We start from the raw sequence: 24,642 nt of genomic DNA on the forward strand, positions 1-24,642 counted from the left end.
TTGATTTACCAATGATTCGTTGCTAATACTTCATATATAGTTATATTAACAACGAAATAAGCCAAGATATGGATAAATTAGATACCATGAGAGCCTTCACTGCGGTTGTGCAGGAGGGTGCATTTGCCAAAGCTGCAGAAAAATTAGGCATCTCGCCACAGCTGGTGAGTAAATATGTGTCGCAGCTGGAAGAGCAGCTGAAAGTGCGTTTGCTTAACCGCACCACAAGGCGAGTTAATGTGACCGAAGCGGGGTTAGCTTATTTCGAGCGTTGCCAGCAAGTGTTGATTGATATCGAAGAGATGGATAATGCGCTGACGGATTTGAGTGATAATGCCTCAGGTACCTTAAAGATTAGCGCGCCGATGTCCTTTGCTATTGGTCATCTTCCCGATGCGTTAACGGCGTTTCAACAGCAATACCCTGAGGTGAAACTACATATTACCTTGACCGATAAGAAGGTCGATCTATTGGAAGATGGTGTCGATGTGGCATTACGCATAGGTCGTTTAGCCAGTTCTTCATTGGTGGCTAAGAAGTTGGCGCCGATTAAGTTGGTGATCTGTGCTTCACCGAGTTATCTGCAACAGCATGGCACGCCTGAAACGCCACAAGATTTGATTGAGCATAATTTTCTGCATTTCCAATATTCTGATCTCAATTATGTGTTTTCGCGTTTTGGTGAACAATTCTCTGCGTTGAAAGTACCGAGTGATTTCTCCTGTAACAATGGGGATATGATAGTTGCTGCGGCGATTAAAGGTCGTGGTATTGCACTGCAGCCAACCTTTTTGGTCTGCGAGGCATTGAAAAACGGCCAATTACAGACACTGATGCCGCACTATACTCCTGAGCCGCTAGGGCTTTATGGGGTATACGCTCACCGTAAATTTCTTGCCAGTAAAGTACGCTGTTTTATCAATTTTCTTAGTCAATACTTTGGAGATAAGCCCTACTGGGATGAGTTGGCCTAAGACCTATTGATGAGGCTTAACATTATTAACAACATTTTGTTGTTAAATTTGCAACGAGACTCATATTTATCAATTTAATGGTGAGAGTTAGAGTAGCTTCATCGCTAGCACACTGACAGTTATGCAGTGGCATTATTAATAGATAAGTGAGGAACAGATCATGAAAAACAGTTTAGTTAAATTACTCGATAGCAAAGTAGGCTTCGCACCTTTAGTACTACGTGTGCCTATGGGACTCATTTTTGCCGCCCATGGTTCGCAAAAACTTTTTGCTTGGTTCGGTGGCTATGGTTTAGAAGGTACCGGGCAGTGGATGGCGAGCATAGGTTTTGAGCCAGGCTACCTTATGGCGTTACTTGCTGGTAGTGCCGAATTCTTCGGAGGACTTGCGATTGCCTTAGGTTTATTGACGCGCCCAGCAGCTTTATTAACAGCATTTACCATGTTAGTTGCGATGAAAGTGCATATCGGTAATGGACTATTTGTTAGCAATAACGGGTATGAATATGCCCTAATGTTATTGGTGGGATCATTATCTTTGGTGTTGCAAGGCGGTGGTCGTTACGCTCTCGATAATGTTATTAAAGCTCGATTAGCAAAGTAAGCCAAAGCCCGTTAAAGAAGAAGTCACTCTCGTGTAAAAAGGGGGCAGTTTATGCCGCAATTTAGCCAATATCCTGCGCTATTTGTCTCTCATGGTTCACCGATGCTTGCCATTGAGCCGTCAGATAATCGGGATTTCATCACTCAGTTAGGTGCAAAACTGCCAAAACCAGATGCGATAGTTGTTTTCTCTGCTCATTTTGACCGGGACGATGAGATAGTGATCACCAGTGGTGAGCGGCCAGCAACGATCCATGATTTTTATGGTTTCCCACAGCCGCTGTATCAATTGGAGTATCCCGCGCCGGGTTCACCTGAATTAGCCAATAAAGTGGCTCAATTATTGGCGACAATGGGATTCGCTGCCGAGCTTGATAATCAGCAAGGTTGGGATCATGGTGTCTGGATCCCGCTGCGTCTTATGTATCCTGCTGCCGATATTCCTGTGGTGCAGATATCCATAAACAGTCGTGCGCCAGCAGAGAAGTTATATCGCATAGGTGAGGCATTAAAGTCGCTCAGAGGCGAGAACATATTACTCTTAGGCTCTGGTGGGATCAGTCACAACTTAAGAGAGGTGTTTAATCCTAATCCAGCATCGGGGCGGCAAGCTAAAGTCAGCGCCTTTACCGATTGGATCTATCAGAAGTTGATGAGCCAAGATATTGATTCGTTATTGGATTATGAAAATTTAGCGCCTCACGTGAAATTTAATCATCCTACACCTGAGCATTTCATTCCGCTGTTTGCTGTACTTGGAAGCCAAGGGCTGAACGGCGAGATTGAGCGGGTTTTTGATGGCATCGAGTTTGAGATTTTAGCCCTCGATGCCTATCGATTCGATGCTTAACTCAAGCTTCAGAAGCTTGATTAAGCATTACCTGAGTTGTTGGCCGCGATTGAGGGCGATCAGTTTATCTAATACACGTTCGCCATCGATACGTATGCCATTATGCTCATATTCAGAGGTGAGCCAATATTTGAGTTGGCCCACTTGCTGGACGGTTTCTAGACTGTATTTCATCTCAACAAACATATCTTCACTGTAAATAGCTGCAGCCACAGGGACTGTGTTGCTGCTGAGCTTTTGCAGATCATATAACTTAGGCCAATCTGCCTTTTCAGCTAAAAGATGTGCGGCATGCTTGAGTGGTTTTAAATTGGTAAATTGATCGAAAAACCATGGGTATACCATTTCACCGGTAAACAAGAATGGCTTGTCGGCACCGTAGTTGAATTCATTATATTGTGCTCGGACTCGTTGAGCCGCCCAGTTTGAGGCATCTTGCTGGCAATAGATACTCTCATGCAGTAAAGCAAAAATCGGATTGGTATTAAAATCCAGTAATTGGCAAAAGTGCGCCATAAAAAGTGGGTTGACCTGGACGCCGCTAGCGGTGTCGATTAAAGCTTGTTCAAGCAGGTAATAGACTTGCTCTGGACCTTGCTCCATACCTATATTGATCCCCAGAAGCTGTAGCATTTCGACGCTAAGCCGCTCACCCGTGGCGATACGGACTTCATTTTGGGTAATATAATCGGCCAGTTGTTTGATCAACTGCTGTGCATCGGGGAAGCGGGTAAAAAAGTCATTGTTTTTGGCTAAGACACGTTGATATGTCGCCTGATAAACCTCATCGGCATTGCGAGTCAGCGATGGAATGCCGCCGGTAATATAGGCTTCTTGCAGGCCTTCTGGTGCATCATTAAGGTATTTTAATACACAGAAACCACCAAAGCTTTGGCCTAAAATGCTCCATTTATCATTATCGGTTAGCTGTTTACGAATGATTTCGGCATCTTTAACGATACTATCTGCGCGAAAATGGCTCAGGTATTGTGCCTGTTCGGCAGAATCCAAATGACTCAAAGAGGCATAATTGATGGGTGAAGATAGCCCGGTGCCACGTTGATCTAACAGTAATACTCGATACTCTTGTAATGCACGTTTAATCCAGCCACTGTTGGCAATAGGGCGCTGAGCACCAAAACCGGGGCCACCTTGGAAGTAAACGATATAAGGTAGCGGCTTGTCTTTATGCTCAGGTGCGACCAATTCACGTGCAAATATTTCGATAGTTTGTCCATCGGGAGCTTGATGATCGAGAGGAATTTTAAAGGTGTGCTTTGTTGCTTCGATGCCTGATAAAATTTGCGTGTGGATCATATTGAGCCTTATTGGGTGTAGGTAAATCGCGAGTCGATTGTATACAAAAAATTTTTAGCCCGATAGGTTATCCTAGATCAATATTATGATAAGAGTTGTTAGAGAATATTGTAGGCTTATCGTACCCTAGGGTGAGCCTTATTGAGTGGAAGTCGAAGATGAAATATCAAATTGTGCCAGTCACGCCGTTTCAGCAAAACTGCAGTATTATTTGGTGTGAAAAAACTAAACTGGCGGCGGTTGTCGATCCCGGTGGGGATATAGAGCGTATTCAACAACAGCTTGAACATCATGGGTTAACCATTGAAAAAGTGTTGTTGACCCATGGTCATATTGATCATGTCGGCGGTGCCAAAGCGTTGAGCGAAGCGACAGGCGTTCCCATTATTGGCCCTCACAAAGACGATGAGTTTTGGTTAAGCTCCCTGAGTGAACAGAGCAAGCATTTCGGCTTCTTGCCTGTAGCGCCATTTAGCTCAGATCAATATTTGCAATCGGGTGATAGCGTTACCGTTGGCGAGCAAACATTACAGGTACTGCATTGCCCGGGTCATACTCCTGGACATATCGTGTTTTTCAGCCCGCAGGATAACCTCGCTTGGGTGGGAGATGTCTTATTTAAAGGCTCAATCGGCCGTACCGACTTTCCCCAATCTAGTCATAAAGACTTGATTGAATCTATTACTAAGACTCTCTGGCCTCTAGGGCGTGAGGTGAGCTTTATTCCAGGCCACGGACCCATTTCCAGTTTTGGTATCGAAAGGGAACAAAACCCCTTTGTGGCAGATCAACTGTTCAGTTAAGTATTATACCAATAGTTATCAACTTTATTATTCACCATCGGCGCATTGGGCGTTGATGGTGGTGTTATATTTATCGTCATCCCTACCTTAAACCACATTCCATAATATCTTCGAGCAGTAGCCATTGGCTCTGCATTTTGCTTACGTTTTAAAACTTCTCATGATGGAGATTGGGATTTTTGTTGTATTCTCAGAGGATTAGCTTGTTATCTTCGACTAAGCTTTGTTAGGTTATAAAAGTCGTAGTAAAACAGGGAAGGCTCACAAGATGTTGTATCATATCGAAGACTTGCTTAATGCTTGGCAGCAGGCTCCCGAAGATGATTGGGTTTTGGTGGTGGTGAGCAAAGTGCAAGGATCAGCTTATCGTAAGCCCGGTGCCATGATGTTGATCCACGCCATGGGGAAAAGTGTTGGTCTGGTAAGTGGTGGCTGCTTAGAAGCCGACCTTAAGCGTCATAGTAAAAAAGCATTGCAAACTCAACAAGCTATCCATGTTTGTTATGATGCCAGTGATGAGTCCGATGCCAGTTATCAGCTTGGCTGTGGTGGAATTGTTGACTTGATGCTGATCCCGCTATGTAAAGAGAATCAATTTGCGCATTTTGCTGCATTATCCCAAGCCTTAATTCAACAAGGGCATTGTTATTATCAATTGAGCCTGATTGAACACAATATTCCTCAGGAACAGGTTTACAGCGCCGTTTATTGCAATCAAGCCGAGGCCGACACTGGAGAAATGGGAATTCAGCTCAGTGATTTTAGCCGTACAGGGGTTTTACAGGGGCGCAAACCTTGGTTGATTATTCCTTTGCGCAGTCGCTATCGTATTGCCATTTTGGGCGGAGGGTTGGATGCACAGCCTGTGAGCCAAATAGCACAAGGGCTTGGCTGGAATGTCACTGTTGTTGACTCGCGTACGAGTTATGCCAGATCGCATGACTTTCAGGGAGCTCAAGTTGTTAAACAATCGGTTGACTCATTAAAAGAAGATTTTTGGCGGGGTTTAGACGCGGTGTTTATTATGCACCATAATTTGCAGCTAGACGCCAACGCCTTAGTTGAAGTTCATCGTCATGGTGGCAGCTTGCGTTATCTGGCTTTACTAGGGCCAGGACATAGACGCGATAAGGTGTTGCAACTGGCTAATATACAGCGTCAATCGATTAAGCCATTTTTCTCTGCTCCGGCAGGGTTAGCGCTAGGCGGTGAACTGCCGCAATCGGTTGCTTTAAGTATTTTATCTGAGTGCCACGGAGTATTACATGGCGCTTCACTCACAGCATTACAGGAGGTTATGGCGTGAAAAATGCGAATAACGATGTGATCGCGCTTTTAGCGGCGGGAGCCAGTCAGCGTTTTGGCGGGGTGAAATTAACCCAGCCCTTAAGTTCGTCAATGTCCGGTGAGACCGAAACAACAGAGACCGTGATTGGAACGGTTTATTACCGCCTGTCACAGGTGGCAGATATCACCGGAGCACGTTTAGTCGTTGTCGTGGGTGGTCATAGTGAACAAGTCATTGACTGTCTTCCTAAAGATGCCGAGGTGCTAGAGAATGAGCACTGGCAAAAAGGTATAGGTCATTCCATTGGTAAAGCGGCGCAATTTGCTCAGCAGCAACAGGCGTCTTCTTTGATGATTGCCCTTGGCGATCAAGTCGCGCTGACATTAGATGATTATTTACGCTTGTTTATTGCACGTCATAGACCAGAAACCCGAGTCAGTGCTTTTTATGATCAAACTCCTTCAGTACCGGCCATATTCCATCAGCAAGACTTCGATGATTTAACTCAGTTATCCGGTGATACCGGCGCTAAAAGCTTACTGCAACAGCGTTATCAAGAAGGTAAATTGATTGCGACACACCTACCTCGTGGGGAGATAGATATCGACACTCCAGAACAATTAACGCACTTTTGTCAGTCGCAACTGAACTAAGTTTTCAAGGAGAGAAGGATGGCGAGTCAACCGTTAGCACTCAAGCTCAATGGCAAAGAGTACAGTTTAGATGCCGATCCCAATATGCCCGTGCTTTGGGCTATCCGTGACATTATTGGCTTAACGGGGACTAAGTTTGGTTGTGGAGCCGGTCTATGTGGCGCCTGTACTATCCATGTCGATGGTAAGCCCGTTCGCGCCTGTTTAACCAGCCTTAAACAAATTCAAGGTAAACAGCTAACCACTATTGAAGGCCTTGACCAAGACAAGCTCAAGCAAGCATGGCGGCAGCATAATGTGCCTCAATGTGGTTATTGCCAGGCGGGGCAGTTGATGTCCGCTGCGGCATTATTGAGTCAATATCCTAAGCCTACACAAAAACAGATTGAAGATGCCATGGTAGGCAATTTGTGCCGCTGCGGGACATATACCCGTATCAAGGCCGCGATTCAAACTGCATCAGGTCAGAAAGTGGCGCAGCAAGCAAGCTATTCTCAGGAGGCTGAGCTATGAGCACATTTACTGCAGTACAAAACTTTAGTCGTCGTGATGTGTTGAAGCTTTTTGGCGCGACGGGTGGTGGCTTAGCATTGGGCGCTAGTGGTTTGAGCTGGAGTCCGATGGCGATTGCTCAAGGGCAAACGTCGAGATTAAATATTTTTATTGCCATAGGCGAAGATGACAAGGTTTACTTGACTTGTCATCGTTCGGAAATGGGACAAGGTATTCGGACGGGTATTCCCCAGGTATTGGCCGATGAACTAGGGGCCAGTTGGGATAATGTTGTGGTGGTGCAGGGGCTAGCCGATGAACGCTATGGTAGCCAAAATACCGATGGCTCTCGAAGTATTCGTAAAGGTTTTGATAAGATGCGAGAGATGGGGGCGATGGCACGAGCAATGCTTGAACAAGCCGCCGCCAATCAGCTTAAAGTAAAGGTCGAGGAGCTTAAAACTGCCGATAACCGCGTGACGCATATTGCATCAGGCCGAAGTGTCAGCTTTGGTGAGTTAGCCTTAGCGGCCTCAAAACTCCCCCTACCAGAGCCTTCTAGCCTGAGCTTTAAATCTGCCAGTGAATATACCCAAATTGGCAAGTCTCGCACCATAGTCGATATGGAAGATATGTTATCGGGCAAGGCTGAATATGGCTTTGATGTGCGTCTCGATGGGATGTTATATGCCAGTATTACTCGTCCTCCAGTACTGGGAAGCGACATCAAAACGCTCGATGATAGCCAGGCGCGAGATATGGCCGGGGTTGTTGATGTTATCCGCTTAGCTGTTCCTAAAGATGCACCAAGTTTTCAACCTTTAGGTGGCGTTGCGGTTATTGCAAACAATAGTTGGAGTGCCATAGAGGGACGCAAAAAGCTTAAGCTCAGTTGGAGTGATTCGGCCAATGACAGCCATGATTCTCAGTCCTATTTACAAGGCTTAAGTCAGCGAGTGCAACAAAGTGGTAAGTTAGTGCGCCAGCAAGAGGCTGAAAACACAGATTGGCCAGAGGCAGATACCATTTCCGCACTCTACACAGTTCCTTATTTGGCCCACGCCATGATGGAACCGCCAACGGCTACGGCGCAAATGACAGCTTCAGGCGGTGTCGAGATTTGGGCATCGACTCAAACCCCTCAGAGTGCACAGCAAACTGTAGCTGGCTTATTAGGTCTTAAACCTGAGCAAGTGATTATCCATGTAACCTTGCTGGGTGGCGGATTTGGTCGAAAATCTAAACCTGACTTCTGTGTTGAAGCGGCCTTGTTGGCCAAACAAACGGGTAAACCGGTTAAGGTGTGTTGGAGCCGTGAGGATGAACTGCAAAACGGTTATTTACATGCCATCAGTGCACAGTTTTTTCAGGCCAAAGTGGGAGGTAGCTCAGTTGAAGCAATACTACAACGTACCGGCTTTCCCAGTATTAGTTCCACTTTTAATTCCAGTGTCGATGAACCTAGCGCATCGGAATTAGATTTAGGCTTTGTGGATGTACCGTTGCAAATTAAAAGCCTGCGCTGTGAGTCGGTTAAGGCCAAGGCACATACTCGTATTGGCTGGATGCGATCTGTATGTAATATCCAGCATGGATTTGGCATAGGTTCATTTGTCGACGAATTAGCTCAAAAGCGCCAGTTATCGACACCACAAATGTGGCGTGAACTGCTGGGCGAAGATCGACTCGAAGATTTCGAGGGGCAAGGATTTAAGTATGGCAACTATGGTGAAGAACTTAGCCGTCATCCTGTGGATGTCGCGCGTTATAAAGGGGTCATTGCTGCGGTTGAACAGGCTGTGGCTAAACAAGGCAAGCCTAAATCGGGTCAAGCTTGGGGTTTTGCAGTGCATCGTAGTTTTACTGCCTATGCCGCCGTCGCCACCTTGGTCGAGGTAACGGATAAACAACTTAAAGTTCTTAAATCTATTATTGCACTCGATGCGGGTACCATAGTGAATCCTGACCGAGTTCATTCACAGCTGGAAGGTGCAGTGATGTTTGGTTTAAGTCTGGCATTGATGGGAGAGATAAGCTTTAAAGATGGACGTGTTGAGCAGTCTAACTTTCATGATTATCCTTTACTGCGGATCAGTCAGTGTCCTGAGATTGAAACCATTATTGTGCCATCGCAGGCAGTGCCTGCGGGTGTTGGTGAGCCAGGTGTACCACCAGTGGCTCCTAGTGTTACTAATGCTATCTTTGCCGCTACAGGGATGCGGATCAGGGCATTGCCGATCAATAAACACCTTTCGGTGTAATGGGGCTTTCATTATCAAGCGAGTTAACTCTCTGGAGTTTGAGTTAGAGTTTGCTCGCTTTTGTCTGTTTTATTACTACGTTTTATCTGTTGTTCTCATTGTTTCTAGCATTTTATCGGGATTATTGGCGTTTGATCCTGTTTTTATATTTCAGTTTGGAGTAATTTAACCATCCTTTTCCAATGTACTGAGGGGTCATACATGGAACATCGTTGGCAAATTGCGTTGTCGGCAGGCTTATTGGCAGCCATTTGGGCTGGAGTAGCCGATACATTTCATCTGGTAACCTGGATAGGTTTTCTTGCATGTAGTACCTTTTTTGCTCAGTCTAAGGTTGGGTTTCAAGGTGTACTCATGACCTGGTTTACTAATTTATCCGGTGTGTTTTGGGCCTGGATTGTGATTGCGGGTGGCAGTTATTTTGACGGCCCGATAGTCGGTTATCTGCTTACTGGCGTAGTCACGACCATGATGTGTTTGCAAGCAAGCTATCAGAAACTGGCATTTATTCCCGGTGCATTTATCGGCTGCTGTATTACCTTTGCACTCTCTGGTGATATTGCCGCTATCTTGCCTCCTATGATCATCGGTGCGCTACTGGGGTATGGAATGACGTTACTGACAGGGCAGATGATAGCCTTTACCACAAAAACGTTACCGGCGATTAAGTTACGTTTAGCCAAACAGCAATAACATTCTGTTTAGCCAAATAAAAAAGGTTCAATATGTTGATATTGAACCTTTTTTTTTAGCCTGAAACTAACGCTTATACTGAATTAGTATTATTCAAATACACTCCAGATAGGAGCATGATCTGACGGTTTTTCTATGCCGCGTAGTTCATAGTCTACATCTGACTCCACTAGGCGCTGTGCGAGTGATGGCGTAGCTAAGATCACATCGATACGTAGACCACGATTATCATCAAAACCTTTACTGCGGTAGTCAAACCAAGAGTAACGTTCGCTACGACTTGGGTGCAGCTGGCGGAAAGTATCGACTAGACCCCAATCGAGTAAGGTTTGTAGCCATTGGCGCTCTTCAGGTTGGAAGCTACATTTACCGGTTTTTAGCCAGCGCTTGGCATTGACGTCACCAATACCAATATCTAAATCTACAGGTGAGATATTGATGTCACCGATAATGGCTATATCTTCATCTGGGCTGCGATGTTGATTAAGGTAGCTCATTAAATCTTTATAGAACTTACGCTTAGCAGGGTATTTGGTCTCGTGGGCAATATTTTCGCCTTGGGGAAAATAACCATTAAGTACAGTGAGAGGACGGCCATTTTCCTGCATAAAGGTACCCATGATCATCCGTCTCTGGGCATCTTCTTCATCGGTAGGAAAACCCTTTTGGATTTCAACGGGTGCCAATTTCGACAGCATGGCGACACCGTAATGGGCTTTGCCGCCATGATAGTGCACCTTGTACCCCATGGCTTCTACGTCTGCAGCGGGAAAAGCTTCATCGTGTACCTTGGTTTCTTGTAGGCCAATAATGTCAGGTGAATGACTATCGATAAGCGCTTGCAACTGGTGTAATCGAGCCCTTAAGCCATTAATATTAAATGAAACAATCTTCAATGTGTGATTCCCCAGTATTTATGGCAACACGTGCTTGAATGGCTTAACTAGCACTTTTTCATACACCCCTGCGTCGATATAAGGATCTTTATCGGCCCATGCCTGAGCGTCTTCAAGAGAAGCAAAATCTGCAACCACTAGTGAGCCAGTAAAGCCAGCTTCTCCTGGGTTTTCACTGTCGATGGCAGGATGAGGCCCTGCAACCAGTAAGCGGCCTTCATCTGCGAGTAATTGCAGACGCGCCAAATGTGCTGGACGGGCTGCTAAACGCTTTTCTAAACTATTTTCAACGTCTTGAGATGCGATCATATACCACATTATTTGAGCTCCTTTTTGTGTTCTTCCGGCAGATGTTTGTAAAGATACACTACGGTAATTACTGTGTTAATCAAGGTCAGGGCTGTTAGGCCAAACACTTTAAAATTGACCCAAGTTTCTTGTGGCAGGCTAAATGCCACATAGATATTAAGCAGTCCACAACCAATAAAGAAGGCCACCCAATACCAGGTGACTCGTGCCCAGATGTTATCGGCAACCACCAGTTCTTTGCCTAACATCCCTTTTAAAATCGGTTTATTAATGAACTGGCTTACTGCTAATGCGATGGCGAAGAGGGCGTACACCACAGTGACTTTCCATTTTATGAAGGCATCATCATGAAAAATTAAGGTTAAAGTACCGAAAAATGTCACCATGGCGAAGGTGATAAGGTGCATTTTTTCAATTTTTTTGTACAGAAGGTAAGTCACGATAAGTTGTAGGGCAGTTGCTGCGATCAGCGCGCCACTAGCGACGTAGATATCAACGAATTTATAGACAGCGAAAAAAATCACTAATGGTAGAAAGTCGAGCAATTGTTTCATAGCTTGTTTGCATACTCACAGGAAAAAGTGCACCGAGTGTAGCACGGCAGCTATACCCGCAAAAGTAACCAAAAGGGCTCACTGACGCTTTTGTGGATTAAGATCTGTTAATCAACCCATAGCTGATAAATACTAGGTCTGATCTGATAGTATCGATAGTCATTGGCTTAACTTGTTATCGCAGCCCAAGATTGGCCTAAATTGTCGATTGATTAAACCATTTGGCTTTGCTCGATTCCCTTTTGCATTCACTAGCGGTATATTCCCTGCAATCATGTTTTAGTTGCTAGTTCGGCTAGCCTTTGGGAGAACCCAATGTCTACAGGTCAAAGTAAATTAGATAGAGTGCTGGCTGAAGCCCGCGAATACAAAGCCAAGCGTGAAGGTGGTTATCGTGAAAAAGCGCTTAAGCTTTATCCTTGGATTTGTGGTCGTTGTACCCGAGAATTCACTTATGCCAATTTACGTGAGTTAACGGTACATCATAGAGATCACAATCATGACAATAACCCCAGCGATGGTTCGAATTGGGAACTTTTATGCCTGTATTGCCATGATAATGAGCATGCGAAATATGAAGAGTTAATTCAATACGGTGCAACAACCGAGACTAAGGTTGAAGCCGCGACTTACAATCCTTTTGCCGATCTCAAAGGGATGATGAGCCAAAAGAAATAGGCGGCAACGCCTGTTAATCGTTTAGATTAAGACGGGCCTCTGCCGCGAGCCATTTCTGTCTACTGATAATTTGGTTATTTTTATCATCAACATAATGGGCTTTGCGCTGAGGCAGCTTCTGTAAAATAAGCTGCTTTTGACCATAATCGGCTTGACTCCATCCGACGATCTCGTCGATATGACGAAAACATCCCATACAAATGTCATCATCATTGAGCCCGCAGCGTGCTACACATGGAGATTGCATAAGGTTATCCTTGTTTATTTGCTCGGGATTCTACGGCAGTCGCTGGTGGGATTCAAATTCAGTTAATCTCAGATTGCCAGCTTGAGGTTTATCAAGTACGTGAAGGAAAGTCATGACCCACAGTCAACAACTGCAAGTGCTCGATGAGCTGTTAACTGCTAGCCGTGCCCTATGGCAGGTAAAGGCCTTTGACGCAATGAACTTGCCGTGGGAGCAAGATTTTCCGACACTTGCTGCTGCTGTGTGGCAATTAGCAGATGAGCAGATTGAATCCATCGATGTTGATAGAAAGCGTTTGCTTGAGACGTTATTACCGCCGCTTCAGCAAGATTTAGCCGTTAAACAGCTCAATTGGCCGTTAGACTTGTTTGAGTGTAGAAATGTTCTAACTGCGCTAGAAGCCTCGCAATGTCAGTCTGCCGATAATGTCAGCGGATTAAATGATACCGTGTTACCTCATTTCAGCGCCCATATTAAGGGGCGTAAATGGCAACAAATCGTCGCATTTAATCAGGCTATTTCAAGGCCAGCTAATACAGCCGATGAGTGTCAAACAGAGGTGTTAGAGTGGTGTGCAGGTAAAGGTCATTTAGGCCGCTTAGTTGCTAAAGCGCAGCGGCGTAAAGTGGTGAGCCTGGAATGGCAGCAAGCATTGTGTGATAACGGCAGTGAGTTTGCCAAACGCTGGGCTTTACCTCAATCGTTTATCTGTGCCGATGCTTTTAGTGAGCAAACGGCCGATTTATTTAAACAAAATCAACAAGCCATAGCGCTGCATGCGTGCGGAGACCTGCATGTGACCATGTTGCATCATGCGGTTAAGGCCAAAACAGCGGCAATTTCGTTTTCCCCTTGTTGTTATCATCTTATTCAAGCTAAGGCTTATCAGGGATTATCTAACATAGCTCGCGCCAGTGGGTTAAATTTGAGCCGCCACGATCTGCAGTTGCCATTACAGCAAAGCGTGATTGCCAACGATAAAGCTAAACAGCTGAGGCTAAAAGAGATCGCTTGGCGTTTAGGTTTCGATAGTTTACAGCGAGATATCACGGGCTCTGAGAGTTATCTGCCGATCCCCTCGATTAAACAGAGCCAATTAAGTGGCGACTTCAGCGCATTTTGCCATTGGGCCGCGGCGCAAAAAGGGCTCGAACTTCCCGATACATGGTCAGCACAATATTACTTAGAGATAGGTTTGAAGCGCCAGCGCCTAACTCGAAGAATCGATCTAGTTGCTCACCTGTTTCGTGACATTTTAGAGCAGTGGTTGTTACTCGATAGAGTGTGCTTTTTAGAAGAGGCGGGTTATCAAGTCAGCTTGAGCCAGTTTTGTCCCGAGCATGTGACGCCCAGAAATGGCTTCATTTCAGCGCAACGCATTAAAAACTAGCCATTGTTGTTTTATAGAGCCATTTAATGTTAGCTAACCAATGGCTAGCTAACATTAGATTCTGCCATAAAGAGCGACCGCTGGCTCACTGCACTAATCTGACCACTTGGACTAAATCCTGTTTATTTGAACAAATAGCGGAAAATTCACCTTAGGTTTGGGTTTTTTATTGAATCAAACGCCTTTTCTTGCTCAAATGTCGGGTTATCACTGAATAATAATAAATATCGGCGTAATATTGGCCGATATCTTGAGCGAAATACACGGTTGCATGAAATATTCTCGCGTTTTTATAAATAGTCTGGCCTACGAATTGGCGCCTGAAGTGGTTTCCACTTCAGAATTAGAGTCTCGATTAGCCCCTTTATATCAAAAGTTTAGGATCCCTATGGGGCAACTTGCCGCATTGACGGGGATTCAAGAACGCCGCTGGTGGCCAAAAGGACATCGTTTGTCTGATGGCGCATTGGCGGCAGCACGTAAGTCGATCGATGAAACGGGTATCGATGTTAGCGATTTAGGTGCCGTGGTCTACACCGGGGTTTGCCGCGATCAACATGAGCCGGCTACCGCTTGTCGTATTGCTGCCGAACTCGGTGTTTCTAAAGACACAGCAATTTACGATATCAGTAATGCCTGCCTAGGTGTGTTATCAGGAATTTTGGATATTGCTAACCGAATTGAGCTTGGGCAGATCAAGGCGGGATTGGTGGTGTCTTGTGAGTCTGCGCGTCATATTGTCGATATCACCATAGATAACATGCTTGCCGAGCCAACCATGCAAAACTATGCGCAATCTCTGGCGACATTGACTGGTGGCTCAGGCGCAGTGGCCGTATTGATCACCGACGGCAGTTTAGCCCTTAAGAGCGATCGTCAACATCAGTTATTAGGTGCCAGTCATCTGTCTGCGCCAGAACACCACAACTTGTGTCAATGGGGTCTGCAAGAGGCGGGCACTCAGTTATACCGTGAGTTTATGCGTACCGATGGTGTAGCGCTGCTTAAAGAGGGGGTCGAGTTGGCTCGTCATACTTGGAGTCATTTCCTCGAGCAGCGCAACTGGCTGGTGGAGCAGGTTGATAAAGTGATCTGCCACCAAGTGGGTGCATCTAACCGTAAACAGGTATTAAGTGCGCTAAATATCCCTGAAGAGAAAGAGTTTCCTACCTATAAGCTATTGGGCAATATGGGTACGGTATCATTACCTGTGTCTGCGGCAATGGCGCACGATCAAGGCTTCTTACGCAAGGGCGATCAGGTCAGCTTTCTTGGCATCGGCAGTGGGCTAAATTGCATGATGCTAGGGATTAAGTGGTAAAAAAGCGAACGTATTTAACTTCAATTACAACAAGTTAACTTGATGGTGGTGATCGTGATTCGAGCCGCTATCGAGTATTCATATTGGACATAGGAAAGGTCATGCTCGATTCGCTTTTACCCTTTAAGCGCAATTTTCTCGATAGAAATGGTAACAAACTGCATTATGTCAACGAGGGCCAAGGCGAGCCAGTAGTGATGGTGCATGGTAACCCCAGCTGGTCATTTTATTATCGCAACCTCATATCTGCATTGAGTGGTGAGCATCAGTGTATCGTGCCGGATCATATTGGTTGTGGTTTATCGGATAAACCCGATGACAATGGCTATGATTACACCTTAAAAAATCGTATCGACGATTTAGAAGCCTTGCTTGATCATTTAGATGTAAAACAAAATATTACCTTAGTTGTACATGATTGGGGCGGGATGATCGGTATGGGCTTTGCTGCGCGTCATCCTTCACGAATTAAACAGCTGGTGATCCTCAATACTGGGGCTTTTCATCTGCCGCAAACTAAGCCATTTCCTTGGGCGCTAAATATTTGTCGCAATACCTTACTAGGGACAGTGTTAGTGCGAGGTTTTAATGCGTTTTCATCCATAGCCTCTTATGTTGGTGTTAAGCGTAAACCTATGCCAAAAGCGATTCGCCGGGCATATGTTGCACCGTTTAACTCGTGGGCAAATCGTATTTCGACGCTACGTTTCGTGCAGGATATTCCACTGAAAGAGGGCGACAGAAATTATCAGTTAGTATCTGATATTGCTGCCAGTTTGCATAAGTTTAATCATCTTCCCATGATGATCTGTTGGGGTCTGCAAGACTTTGTATTCGATAAACACTTTTTAGACGAGTGGAAAGCGCGTTTTCCTGATGCCACAGTGCATGAGTTTGACGATTGTGGTCATTATATCCTCGAAGATGCCAGCGACGAGGTTGTCGGTCATATCTGTGAGTTTATGACTAAAGCCTAGGCTTTTTAAATATTAGGCTTTTTAAACATGAGTCTTTTTAGACGTTTGGTTTGTTAAACGTTAGGCTTATCAAACGTTAACCCATAATAAGTGTAAAAGGTTGAAGCGTCATGTCTATTGAACCGGTTGCTGTTAAATCTACGGCAGAATTGTCTGAAGAGTTCAGTAGTGGTGCCAACCTTTGTCGTCATCTTCATCAGGCTGCTGAGCAGATACCCGATCAACTCGCGGTCGCGGTACAGCAAGCTAAAGGCGCTTTTTTCTCCCCAAAGCAACTGACCTATCAAGAAGTTAATTTCAAACAGCTCGATGTGTTGAGTGACAGAATTGCCTTTGCACTTAATCAATATGGCATTTCACGTGGAATGAAAGCCGTATTGATGGTGACACCGAGCATCGATTTTTTTGCGTTAACTTTCGCACTGTTTAAAACTGGCGTGGTACCGATTTTAGTCGATCCCGGAATGGGGATTAAAAATCTCAAACAGTGCTTTATCGAAGCTAAACCCGATGCGTTTATCGGTATCCCAAAGGCACATTTGGCCAGAAGACTTTTCGGTTGGGGCAGTGAAAGCGTAAACAAAAAGCTCACCGTCGCTGGCAGTTCATTGTGGGGGGGAGCGAGTTTAACCACCTTATTGGATAAGGTGCCGACAGATAAAGCTTATCCCATGGAAATGCTGGACACCGATGAGATGTGCGCCATCTTATTTACCAGCGGCAGTACGGGTACCCCAAAAGGCGTGGTGTATTCGCATAAGATGTTTGAGGCGCAAATTACTGCGCTCAAGCAAGATTATGGAATTGCGCCGGGCGAACGTGACTTAGCGACTTTTCCGCTGTTTTCCCTATTTGGCCCCGCCTTAGGCATGGCCTCGATTGTTCCTGAGATGGATGCCAGCAAACCTATCACCGCTAATCCTGAATATATCTTCGCTGCGGTTGATCGTTACCAGTGTAGTAATATGTTTGTTAATCCAGCCTTGATTGAGCGCTTGGGAGAGGCTGCTAGTCATAAAACTGATTTTAAATTGGCTAGTTTGAAGCGAGTGATCTCTGCCGGTGCGCCGGCTACTATTAACTCGATAAAACGTTTTAGTCAGATGCTAGTTCCCGGCGTAGAAGTACTCAATTCCTATGGCGCAACCGAGTCTTTACCTATTAGCAAAATAGCCAGTGGTGAACTGTTCAATACCACTGACGTTACCGACAATGGCGGCGGGATCTGTGTTGGCAGAGCGATAAATGGCGTGCAGATTGCCATCATAGGGATAACCGAAAAAGCTATTGCTAACTGGGATGATTCTCTGTGTTTACCTACCGGTGAAATAGGGGAGATTGTCGTCAAAGGTTCTATGGTGAGTCGTCGTTATTATCAGAGGCCCAGCGCCACTGCGGTGGCTAAAATCAACGCTGCTGATGGTCATATTTATCATCGCATGGGAGATTTGGGTTACCTCGACGAGCAAGGTTTACTGTGGATGTGTGGCCGTAAAGCCCATAGAGTCGATGCCGAACTTTCGGCAGATAAAGCTGAAAACCACTCAGTCAAACGTTATTTCTCCATCCCTTGTGAACGGATTTTTAATACTCATCCTCAGGTTCAACGCTCGGCGTTGGTGGCGATTAAAGTCAATGGCAAGGTGACGCCCTTGGTGTGTCTAGAGTTAAAACAAGGTGTGAGCTGCGGTAGCTCGGCGCAACTGTATAGTGAGCTTAATACATTAGCAGAAAAGCACACTCAAACTGTAGGGATCTCACGTTATCTCATTCACCCTAACTTTCCGGTTGATATTCGCCATAATGCTAAAATTTTCAGAGAAAAATTAGCCGTTTGGGCACAGAAACAACACAAAGAGTAACGGTCTTATTTCAATGACAATTAGCCAATTTCATCCTAAAGAGCAGGCGGCATTAACCCAGTTAGCCAGTCAATATAGTAGCGTCTTTGTCACCGGTGCTGGCGGATTTTTAGGTAAGGCGATATGTGAGCGACTCATCGCAGCAGGCATTGAAGTCACTGGCTTTGCACGGGGAGATTATCCTGAGTTAGTACAACTTGGGGTTAAAATGATTTCCGGTGATATCGCCGATAAACAAGCCATTCATCAAGCATTAACGGGCTGTGATTTAGTGTTTCATGTGGCGTCTAAAGCAGGCGTCTGGGGCGATAAAGCCAGTTATTACCGACCCAATGTTGAGGGTTGTGACAATATCATTAGTGGCTGTCTCGCAAACAATCTCAACAGCTTGGTTTATACCAGTACTCCAAGTGTCACCTTCGATGGCAAAGATGAAGCGGGTATCGATGAATCTGAGCCCTATGCTAGTCGATATCTTAATTTCTATGGTGAGTCTAAGGCTTTAGCCGAGCAAAAAGTGATTGCCGCCAATAGTCAGGCATTGCGCACTGTGTCGCTGCGTCCGCATTTGATTTGGGGGCCGAATGATCCTCATTTAGTGCCAAGAGTGCTTGATCGAGCCCGCCGGAAACGGCTTAAATTGGTGGGTAAACAGGATAAGCTGGTGGATACCATCTACGTTGATAATGCGGCTTACGCGCATATTTTGGCGGCAGTTGAGCTGTCAAAGCCAGAATCCCGCTGTGCCGGCAACTGTTATTTTCTTAGCAATGATGAGCCAATTACCATGGCAGCAATGCTGAATAAAATTTTAGCCTGTGCAGACTTGCCAGCGGTAACACAAAGGGTTCCTGCATCACTGGCTTATGGTATCGGTGCCTTTCTGGAAACGATTTATGGGTTACTGGGTAAACAGCAAGAGCCGATAATGACACGCTTTGTGGCAAAACAGCTATCGACCAGCCACTATTTTGATATTTCTGCCGCTAAACGTGATTTAGGCTATCGGCCACTAACTTCAATCGATGAAGGAATGAAGCAGCTAACGGCTTGGATCAATCATCAAAGCCGTTAGCTCGCAATTCACGTCAGTTAGCCGTGACTGATAAAGCTACTCTCATTATTCTGTTTGGTTTGCTCTCCGGCTAATTTGGCAACCACCTTCATAGCATGGGTTAGCTGACTGAGCTGTGAAGCTGAAATACAGTAGGGCGGCATGATATAGATAAGGTTCGCAAAGGGCCTAATCCATACTCCTAAATCGACAAAGGCTTGCTGTAATAGCGCCGTGTTGACAGGGTTTTCCATTTCGATAACGCCGACGGCGCCAAGTACCCGTAGTGCTTTTACGCCTGCAATCTGATCCGCGCCGGCTAATTCCTGTTTTAATTGTTGCTCGATTTGGCTCACTTGCACTTGCCAGTCATTGGTGGCGATAAGATCTAAGCTGGCGCATGCGGCTGCGCAGGCGAGCGGATTGCCCATAAATGTAGGGCCATGCATAAACACCCCTGAAGGAGATTGGCTGATCCCTAAAGCGACTTCATCGCTACACAGCGTCGCCGCAAGTGAGATATATCCCCCAGTTAGTGCCTTACCGACACACAATAAATCCGCTTGAATATCGGCATGTTGGTAGGCAAACAGTTTACCCGTGCGACCAAAACCAGTTGCAATTTCATCTAAGATCAACAGCACATTAAATTCATCGCACAGAGTTCTGAGTGCTTTTAAATAATCGGCGCTATAGAAACGCATGCCGCCGGCCCCTTGCATGATAGGCTCGATGATCACCGCGGCGATATTTTGATGATGTTCGACTAATGCTCGGCGCATAGGTTGAATATCATCATCTTGCAATGGCTCGCCGAAGGGCGTTTTTGGCGCATCGACAAATAGCTGCTTGGTTACCGCATTACCGAACATGGTATGCATGCCACCTTCGGGATCGCAGACGCTCATGGCGGCAAAGGTATCCCCGTGATAGCCATGCTTGACGGTGAGTATCCGCTGTTTGTTTGGCTGGTTACGGCCTTGCCAATATTGCAGTGCCATTTTCATTGCCACTTCAACGGCGATAGAACCTGAATCGGCCAAGAAGACTTTAGTTAAGTTCTCACTGGTCATTGCCACTAATTTTTTACTGAGATTAATGGCACTGTGATGGGTGATGCCGCCAAACATCACATGGCTTAAGTGGTTCAACTGGTTTTGCATCGCATCAAGAATACTTGGATGGCCGTAGCCATGAACACAGGCCCACCAAGAGCTAGTTCCGTCGATGAGTGCTTGTCCATTATCAAGAATGAGTTCGCAGCCCTTTGCAGATACCACACCAAAAGTCGGCAGGGCATGGGTCATGGAAGTGTAGGGGTGCCAGATATGTTGTTTATCGAAATCGTAATCAATAGGTGCCTGGGACGTCACAATATCTCCTTGGTTAAATTTTAACCTTTAGTCAACTTGACTCACTGGTTGGCGTTGACAGATTAAGGGCTAAAGGTATGCTAAGCAACATAAATGTCGATAGATAAAGTCTGTTTATCGCGATCATATTAAGAGTAAGGGCTGTTATCAATGTCTCAAATAACATTACGTCATGATTGGCAACGTGATGAAATCGAATCACTTTTTGCATTACCTATGAATGATTTGCTGTTTAAGGCTCACTCAATTCATCGCGAGGTGTACGATCCTAACGAAGTACAGATCAGCCGTTTGTTATCAATTAAAACTGGTGCTTGCCCTGAAGATTGCAAATATTGTCCTCAAAGCGCCCGTTATGACACAGGTTTAGAGAAAGAGCGTTTAATCGAAATTGAGAAGGTACTCACCGAAGCCAAAGCGGCGAAAGCGGCCGGTGCCTCTCGCTTCTGTATGGGCGCGGCTTGGCGTAATCCTCATGAAAGAGATATGCCTTATCTGAAGGATATGGTTGCCGAAGTGAAAGCCATGGGAATGGAAACTTGCATGACCTTAGGCATGCTAAGCCCTTCGCAGGCCAATGAATTAGCTGAAGCTGGACTGGATTATTACAACCATAACCTAGATACCTCTCCTGAGTATTATGGCGATATTATTACCACGCGTACTTATCAAGATCGACTAGATACCTTGTCGAACGTACGTGCAGCGGGAATGAAAGTCTGTTCTGGTGGTATTGTGGGCATGGGCGAGCAAGCAACAGATCGTGCAGGCTTATTGCAGCAGTTAGCCAATATGGAGCAACATCCTGATTCGGTGCCAATTAATATGCTGGTGAAAGTTGCTGGTACGCCTTTCGAAAATCTAGACGATCTCGATCCGCTCGAATTTGTGCGTACTATTGCCGTTGCACGTATCATCATGCCTTACTCGCGGGTGCGTCTCTCTGCCGGTCGTGAAAAGATGACAGATGAGATGCAAGCCATGTGTTTCTTCGCCGGTGCCAACTCTATTTTTTATGGTTGTAAATTGCTAACCACCAGTAATCCTGAAGAAAATGATGATATGACCTTGTTCAAGCGTTTGGGTCTGCATCCTGAGCAGGGACAAGCGGCGACGGTTGAAGATGAAAAAGCGATGTTCGCTAAAGCTGAGGCGAAGAAGGCCAAGCAGAGTCAGCCTTTCTATGATGCTGCGGCGCTATAAGACTTTTAGACTCATGATTTTTATTCGATCCCAGTTGCCAAGGTGAATAGATTAATCAATAAAATTGACCAGCAGATGCAGCGCGCCGAAGATGCCGGCTTGCTGCGTGTGCGTCGTGTGTTATCGGTCGATCAATTAGGCTCGAATCAGTTCGAGTTTAATGGCAAGCAATATATCAACTTTAGTAGCAACGACTATCTAGGCTTAAGTCAGTCGGCTACCTTGATAGAAGCACTTATTGACGGTGCTAAACGTTATGGTACAGGAAGTGGTGCTTCGCCGTTGGTGACGGGCTATAGCAATGCTCATCATCAGTTAGAGCATGTGCTTTGTCAGGCTACAGGTCATGAAGCCGCATTATTGTTCTGCTCAGGTTTTAGCGCCAACAATGCGCTAATGAAAACCCTGTTTGATAAACAGGAGTTAGTGGTCGCAGACAAACTGATCCATGCCTCATTGATTGATGGTTTACGTGATAGCGGTGTGAACTTAAAGCGGTTTGCTCATAACGATCTAGCCGCTGCCAGTGAGATGATTTGCACTTATCAGCCTCAGGCAGTGATCACCGAAAGTGTATTTAGCATGGACGGTGATTGTGCGCCGCTGAACGCACTTTATCATCAATGTCAGCAGGCTCAGAGCTGGTTGATTGTCGATGATGCACATGGATTTGCTGTGCTAGAAGCTCTTGGCAGTACTCAGGCTACTAAGGCCGATGCGACAAATTGCGATCTACAAGTGGTGACCTTTGGTAAGGCGTTAGGCTGCCAAGGTGCGGCAATATTAGGTACGCAAAAAGTGATCAATTTTCTGGTAGCCAATGCTCGAGATTATATTTATTCCACCGCATTATCACCAGCCAATGCTTATGTGGCTCACCAGGCGGTACTTTGGTGTCAACAATCACAATATGCCGAGCAATTAGTCGATGTAATTGATTACTTTAAGTTGTGTTGCCAGCAGAAGCAGTTGAATTTAGCCGATTCGATAACTCCTATCCAGCCCTTAATCATTGGTGAACTGGCAGAGCTTGAACAAGTCGCCAATCAGCTGCGGGAAAAAGGTTTATGGGTTGGAGCTATTCGGCCTCCTACGGTGCCCAAGGGGAGTGCAAGGCTGAGGATCACCCTGAGTCTGCATCATAGCAAAGCGCAAATTGACCATTTAGTCGAGAGCTTAAGTCAGGCGCTATCTAGCCATTAACTTCGTGGTTTATATGACAATGTCATTATGTGTGGGAAAGAAATTACATTGACCAAAGCGATAGAAGATAGCGTCGATATGGCACAGCCTATCGGGGCTAGAGGTGATTTAATTGCACGGCAGTTTTCTCAAGCGGCGAGCGTTTATCGTGAGCATGATGTACTGCAACGAATCACGGCGCAGCGGCTTTTAGGTCGCATGCAGGCTTGTGGTCGTTTACTCGATATTGGTTGTGGTCCCGGAACAGAGTTTAGCTCCAGTCAACTTGAACAAGTGTTGGCGCTCGATATTGCACCAGGGATGCTCAAGCAAGTGTCGCAAAATTTTTCTCATTATGTGCCCTTATGCGCCGATGCCTGCGCGCTTCCCCTGTCTGATAATAGTATCGATACTCTTTATTCCAATCTTGCCTTGCAGTGGTGCGACGATTTGTCTGCTGTGGAAACAGAGTTTTCAAGAGTGTTGACCAGAGGTGGTGAGTGTCATTTGGCTATTGTTGTGCAAGATAGTTTGAGTCAGCTTGAGGATTTAGGTTTTCGAGTCAATCAATTTGAGTCAGCTGACAAGATCATTAGCCACTTTGATAAGCCTTGTTGGCAGTTGTCATCGCAGCTGCAGAAGATCACTGTTTATTTCGATGACTTTAAAGCCTTGCTTTATTCCATTAAAGGAGTTGGGGCCTCGTTTTCCGATAGCGTTGCTAATGTTAGGGAAACCGCATCGATTAAAATTCGTGGTCGTCAAGATTGGTTGGCACTGACACAACAAGTTGAATTAACCAGAGAACTCCAAGGTTTACCTCTGAGTTATCAAATTTTATTTATTCGCGCAAAATTAGTGAGATAACTTGCTATGACCTATTTTATTGCTGGAACAGATACCGATTGTGGAAAAACATTTGTTGCTTCGGCGTTGCTGCATCGGGCTAAGCAGAACGGAACGACCTTAGGGGTAAAGCCTATTGCATCGGGTTGTGAAGTGACCGAGCAAGGCCTAAGAAATAGTGATGCCTTGAGCCTAATGGCACAGTCGAGCCTGCAACTCGCTTATGAGCAAGTGAATCCTTTTGCCTTTGTTCCAGCTATAGCCCCACATATTGCAGCCAAAAAAATAGGCTTGTCGCTAACGCCTCAAGTGATAGTCGAACATCTTAAAAGCCTACCATTTGCCGAAGTTGATTTTGCCTTAGTCGAAGGTGCGGGAGGGTGGCGTTTGCCTCTGGGCGAAGGAGCGTACCTTTCCGATGTGGTTAAGCAGCTTAACCTGCCGGTGATTTTAGTGGTTGGGGTAAAATTGGGTGCGCTAAATCACGCCTTGTTAACTCAAGAAGCCTTGCTCGCCGATGGTATTCGTATTGCGGGTTGGGTGGCGAATATAGTTGATATAGCAATGAGTGAGCCTGAAGAAAATTTAGCCAGTTTGGAGCAGATGATGTCAAGCCCATGTCTTGGGATTATTCCGCATTTAGCTGAAGGGGATGCAGTACAAGCCGCTGAATTTTTAGATTTAAACTTGCTTAAATAGTAAACTGATATGCCATTATTTATCTGCATAATTTTTTAAAAAACTTCATTTTATTTAAAATAATTTAAACTCCGCTAAATTTAATATTGGCTTAATACATTGGTTCTAGACTGCCAG

Annotated in this window: 25 protein-coding genes; 19 read left to right on the forward strand and 6 right to left on the reverse strand. The window is 45.5% G+C overall.

Annotated elements, in window-relative coordinates:
• The first annotated feature begins 68 nt into the window (after positions 1–68).
• The 3 genes from L1D21_RS05440 to L1D21_RS05450 all read left to right on the forward strand — a co-directional run bounded on the left by L1D21_RS05440 (position 69) and on the right by L1D21_RS05450 (position 2,427).
• Entirely contained in the window at positions 69–974 is a 906-nt protein-coding gene (locus L1D21_RS05440; RefSeq protein ID WP_239844249.1) for a LysR family transcriptional regulator, read from the forward strand.
• Positions 975–1,134: 160 nt separating this feature from the next.
• Positions 1,135–1,578 (forward strand): DoxX family protein, encoded by a 444-nt coding sequence (locus tag L1D21_RS05445; RefSeq protein ID WP_239844250.1) that lies wholly within the window; start codon positions 1,135–1,137, stop codon positions 1,576–1,578.
• Positions 1,579–1,629: 51 nt separating this feature from the next.
• Positions 1,630–2,427, forward strand: a complete 798-nt coding sequence (locus tag L1D21_RS05450; protein ID WP_239844251.1) for a class III extradiol ring-cleavage dioxygenase — start codon at positions 1,630–1,632, stop codon at positions 2,425–2,427.
• A gap of 27 nt (positions 2,428–2,454) precedes the next feature.
• On the opposite strand, the gene L1D21_RS05455 is transcribed toward L1D21_RS05450, so the two are convergent.
• Entirely contained in the window at positions 2,455–3,744 is a 1,290-nt protein-coding gene (locus L1D21_RS05455; protein WP_239844252.1) for an alpha/beta fold hydrolase, read from the reverse strand.
• Positions 3,745–3,902: 158 nt separating this feature from the next.
• Here L1D21_RS05455 and L1D21_RS05460 point away from each other — a divergent pair, with 158 nt between their 5' ends.
• From L1D21_RS05460 to L1D21_RS05485, 6 genes are all read left to right on the forward strand, one after another.
• Positions 3,903–4,547 (forward strand): MBL fold metallo-hydrolase, encoded by a 645-nt coding sequence (locus L1D21_RS05460; RefSeq protein WP_239844253.1) that lies wholly within the window; start codon positions 3,903–3,905, stop codon positions 4,545–4,547.
• A gap of 268 nt (positions 4,548–4,815) precedes the next feature.
• Positions 4,816–5,853, forward strand: coding sequence for an XdhC family protein (locus L1D21_RS05465; protein WP_239844254.1), 1,038 nt, complete (start codon positions 4,816–4,818; stop codon positions 5,851–5,853).
• Entirely contained in the window at positions 5,850–6,488 is a 639-nt protein-coding gene (locus L1D21_RS05470; protein WP_239844255.1) for a nucleotidyltransferase family protein, read from the forward strand. The genes L1D21_RS05465 and L1D21_RS05470 overlap by 4 nt, the downstream gene beginning before the upstream one ends.
• 18 nt (positions 6,489–6,506) lie before the next feature.
• Entirely contained in the window at positions 6,507–7,001 is a 495-nt protein-coding gene (locus L1D21_RS05475; RefSeq protein WP_239844256.1) for a (2Fe-2S)-binding protein, read from the forward strand.
• The gene (locus L1D21_RS05480) at positions 6,998–9,241 is read left to right on the forward strand and encodes a molybdopterin cofactor-binding domain-containing protein (RefSeq protein ID WP_239844257.1); all 2,244 of its coding nucleotides are present in this window, start codon (positions 6,998–7,000) and stop codon (positions 9,239–9,241) included. Before L1D21_RS05475 ends, L1D21_RS05480 begins: the two co-directional genes overlap by 4 nt.
• Before the next feature lie 201 nt (positions 9,242–9,442).
• Entirely contained in the window at positions 9,443–9,934 is a 492-nt protein-coding gene (locus L1D21_RS05485; protein ID WP_239844258.1) for a DUF1097 domain-containing protein, read from the forward strand.
• Positions 9,935–10,023: 89 nt separating this feature from the next.
• Here the strand turns inward: L1D21_RS05485 and xthA are convergent, their stop codons facing one another.
• From xthA to L1D21_RS05500, 3 genes are read right to left on the reverse strand one after another with little or no spacing between them, the layout of a single operon-like run.
• Positions 10,024–10,830: an exodeoxyribonuclease III gene (gene xthA / locus L1D21_RS05490; RefSeq protein WP_239844259.1), complete on the reverse strand. Its 807-nt coding sequence runs from the start codon at positions 10,828–10,830 to the stop codon at positions 10,024–10,026.
• 18 nt (positions 10,831–10,848) lie between these two features.
• Positions 10,849–11,148, reverse strand: a complete 300-nt coding sequence (locus L1D21_RS05495; RefSeq protein WP_239844260.1) for a YciI family protein — start codon at positions 11,146–11,148, stop codon at positions 10,849–10,851.
• Entirely contained in the window at positions 11,148–11,693 is a 546-nt protein-coding gene (locus tag L1D21_RS05500) for a septation protein A (protein WP_239844261.1), read from the reverse strand. Before L1D21_RS05500 ends, L1D21_RS05495 begins: the two co-directional genes overlap by 1 nt.
• Before the next feature lie 315 nt (positions 11,694–12,008).
• Here L1D21_RS05500 and L1D21_RS05505 point away from each other — a divergent pair, with 315 nt between their 5' ends.
• A complete protein-coding gene (locus L1D21_RS05505; RefSeq protein WP_239844262.1) occupies positions 12,009–12,371 on the forward strand; it encodes a YajD family HNH nuclease in 363 nt (120 codons plus the stop codon).
• A 13-nt stretch (positions 12,372–12,384) separates the two neighbouring features.
• Here the strand turns inward: L1D21_RS05505 and L1D21_RS05510 are convergent, their stop codons facing one another.
• On the reverse strand, positions 12,385–12,618 hold the full coding sequence (locus L1D21_RS05510; RefSeq protein ID WP_239844263.1) for a DUF1289 domain-containing protein: 234 nt from the start codon (positions 12,616–12,618) through the stop codon (positions 12,385–12,387).
• Between the two features lie 112 nt (positions 12,619–12,730).
• Here L1D21_RS05510 and L1D21_RS05515 point away from each other — a divergent pair, with 112 nt between their 5' ends.
• The 5 genes from L1D21_RS05515 (at position 12,731) to oleD (ending at position 19,243) form a co-directional block, all read left to right on the forward strand.
• Entirely contained in the window at positions 12,731–14,008 is a 1,278-nt protein-coding gene (locus tag L1D21_RS05515; RefSeq protein WP_239844264.1) for a methyltransferase, read from the forward strand.
• A 271-nt stretch (positions 14,009–14,279) separates the two neighbouring features.
• On the forward strand, positions 14,280–15,329 hold the full coding sequence (locus L1D21_RS05520; RefSeq protein ID WP_239844265.1) for a 3-oxoacyl-ACP synthase III: 1,050 nt from the start codon (positions 14,280–14,282) through the stop codon (positions 15,327–15,329).
• A gap of 101 nt (positions 15,330–15,430) precedes the next feature.
• The gene (locus L1D21_RS05525; RefSeq protein WP_239844266.1) at positions 15,431–16,306 is read left to right on the forward strand and encodes an alpha/beta fold hydrolase; all 876 of its coding nucleotides are present in this window, start codon (positions 15,431–15,433) and stop codon (positions 16,304–16,306) included.
• A gap of 110 nt (positions 16,307–16,416) precedes the next feature.
• A complete protein-coding gene (gene oleC / locus L1D21_RS05530; protein WP_239844267.1) occupies positions 16,417–18,168 on the forward strand; it encodes an olefin beta-lactone synthetase in 1,752 nt (583 codons plus the stop codon).
• A gap of 13 nt (positions 18,169–18,181) precedes the next feature.
• Positions 18,182–19,243, forward strand: coding sequence for a 2-alkyl-3-oxoalkanoate reductase (oleD, locus tag L1D21_RS05535; protein ID WP_239844268.1), 1,062 nt, complete (start codon positions 18,182–18,184; stop codon positions 19,241–19,243).
• Positions 19,244–19,260: 17 nt separating this feature from the next.
• Here the strand turns inward: oleD and bioA are convergent, their stop codons facing one another.
• The gene (gene bioA, locus L1D21_RS05540) at positions 19,261–20,595 is read right to left on the reverse strand and encodes an adenosylmethionine--8-amino-7-oxononanoate transaminase (protein ID WP_345773506.1); all 1,335 of its coding nucleotides are present in this window, start codon (positions 20,593–20,595) and stop codon (positions 19,261–19,263) included.
• A 150-nt stretch (positions 20,596–20,745) separates the two neighbouring features.
• Between bioA and bioB the strand changes: the two genes are divergently transcribed.
• The 4 genes from bioB to bioD all read left to right on the forward strand — a co-directional run bounded on the left by bioB (position 20,746) and on the right by bioD (position 24,525).
• Positions 20,746–21,798 (forward strand): biotin synthase BioB, encoded by a 1,053-nt coding sequence (bioB, locus tag L1D21_RS05545; protein ID WP_239844269.1) that lies wholly within the window; start codon positions 20,746–20,748, stop codon positions 21,796–21,798.
• Positions 21,799–21,873: 75 nt separating this feature from the next.
• Positions 21,874–23,001: an 8-amino-7-oxononanoate synthase gene (locus L1D21_RS05550; protein WP_239844917.1), complete on the forward strand. Its 1,128-nt coding sequence runs from the start codon at positions 21,874–21,876 to the stop codon at positions 22,999–23,001.
• 48 nt (positions 23,002–23,049) lie between these two features.
• Entirely contained in the window at positions 23,050–23,847 is a 798-nt protein-coding gene (locus L1D21_RS05555) for a methyltransferase domain-containing protein (protein WP_345773507.1), read from the forward strand.
• A 6-nt stretch (positions 23,848–23,853) separates the two neighbouring features.
• Positions 23,854–24,525, forward strand: a complete 672-nt coding sequence (gene bioD / locus L1D21_RS05560; RefSeq protein ID WP_239844270.1) for a dethiobiotin synthase — start codon at positions 23,854–23,856, stop codon at positions 24,523–24,525.
• Positions 24,526–24,642 lie beyond the last annotated feature (117 nt).

Source organism: Shewanella sp. Isolate11 (genome assembly GCF_022398315.1).
Taxonomy (GTDB): domain Bacteria; phylum Pseudomonadota; class Gammaproteobacteria; order Enterobacterales; family Shewanellaceae; genus Shewanella.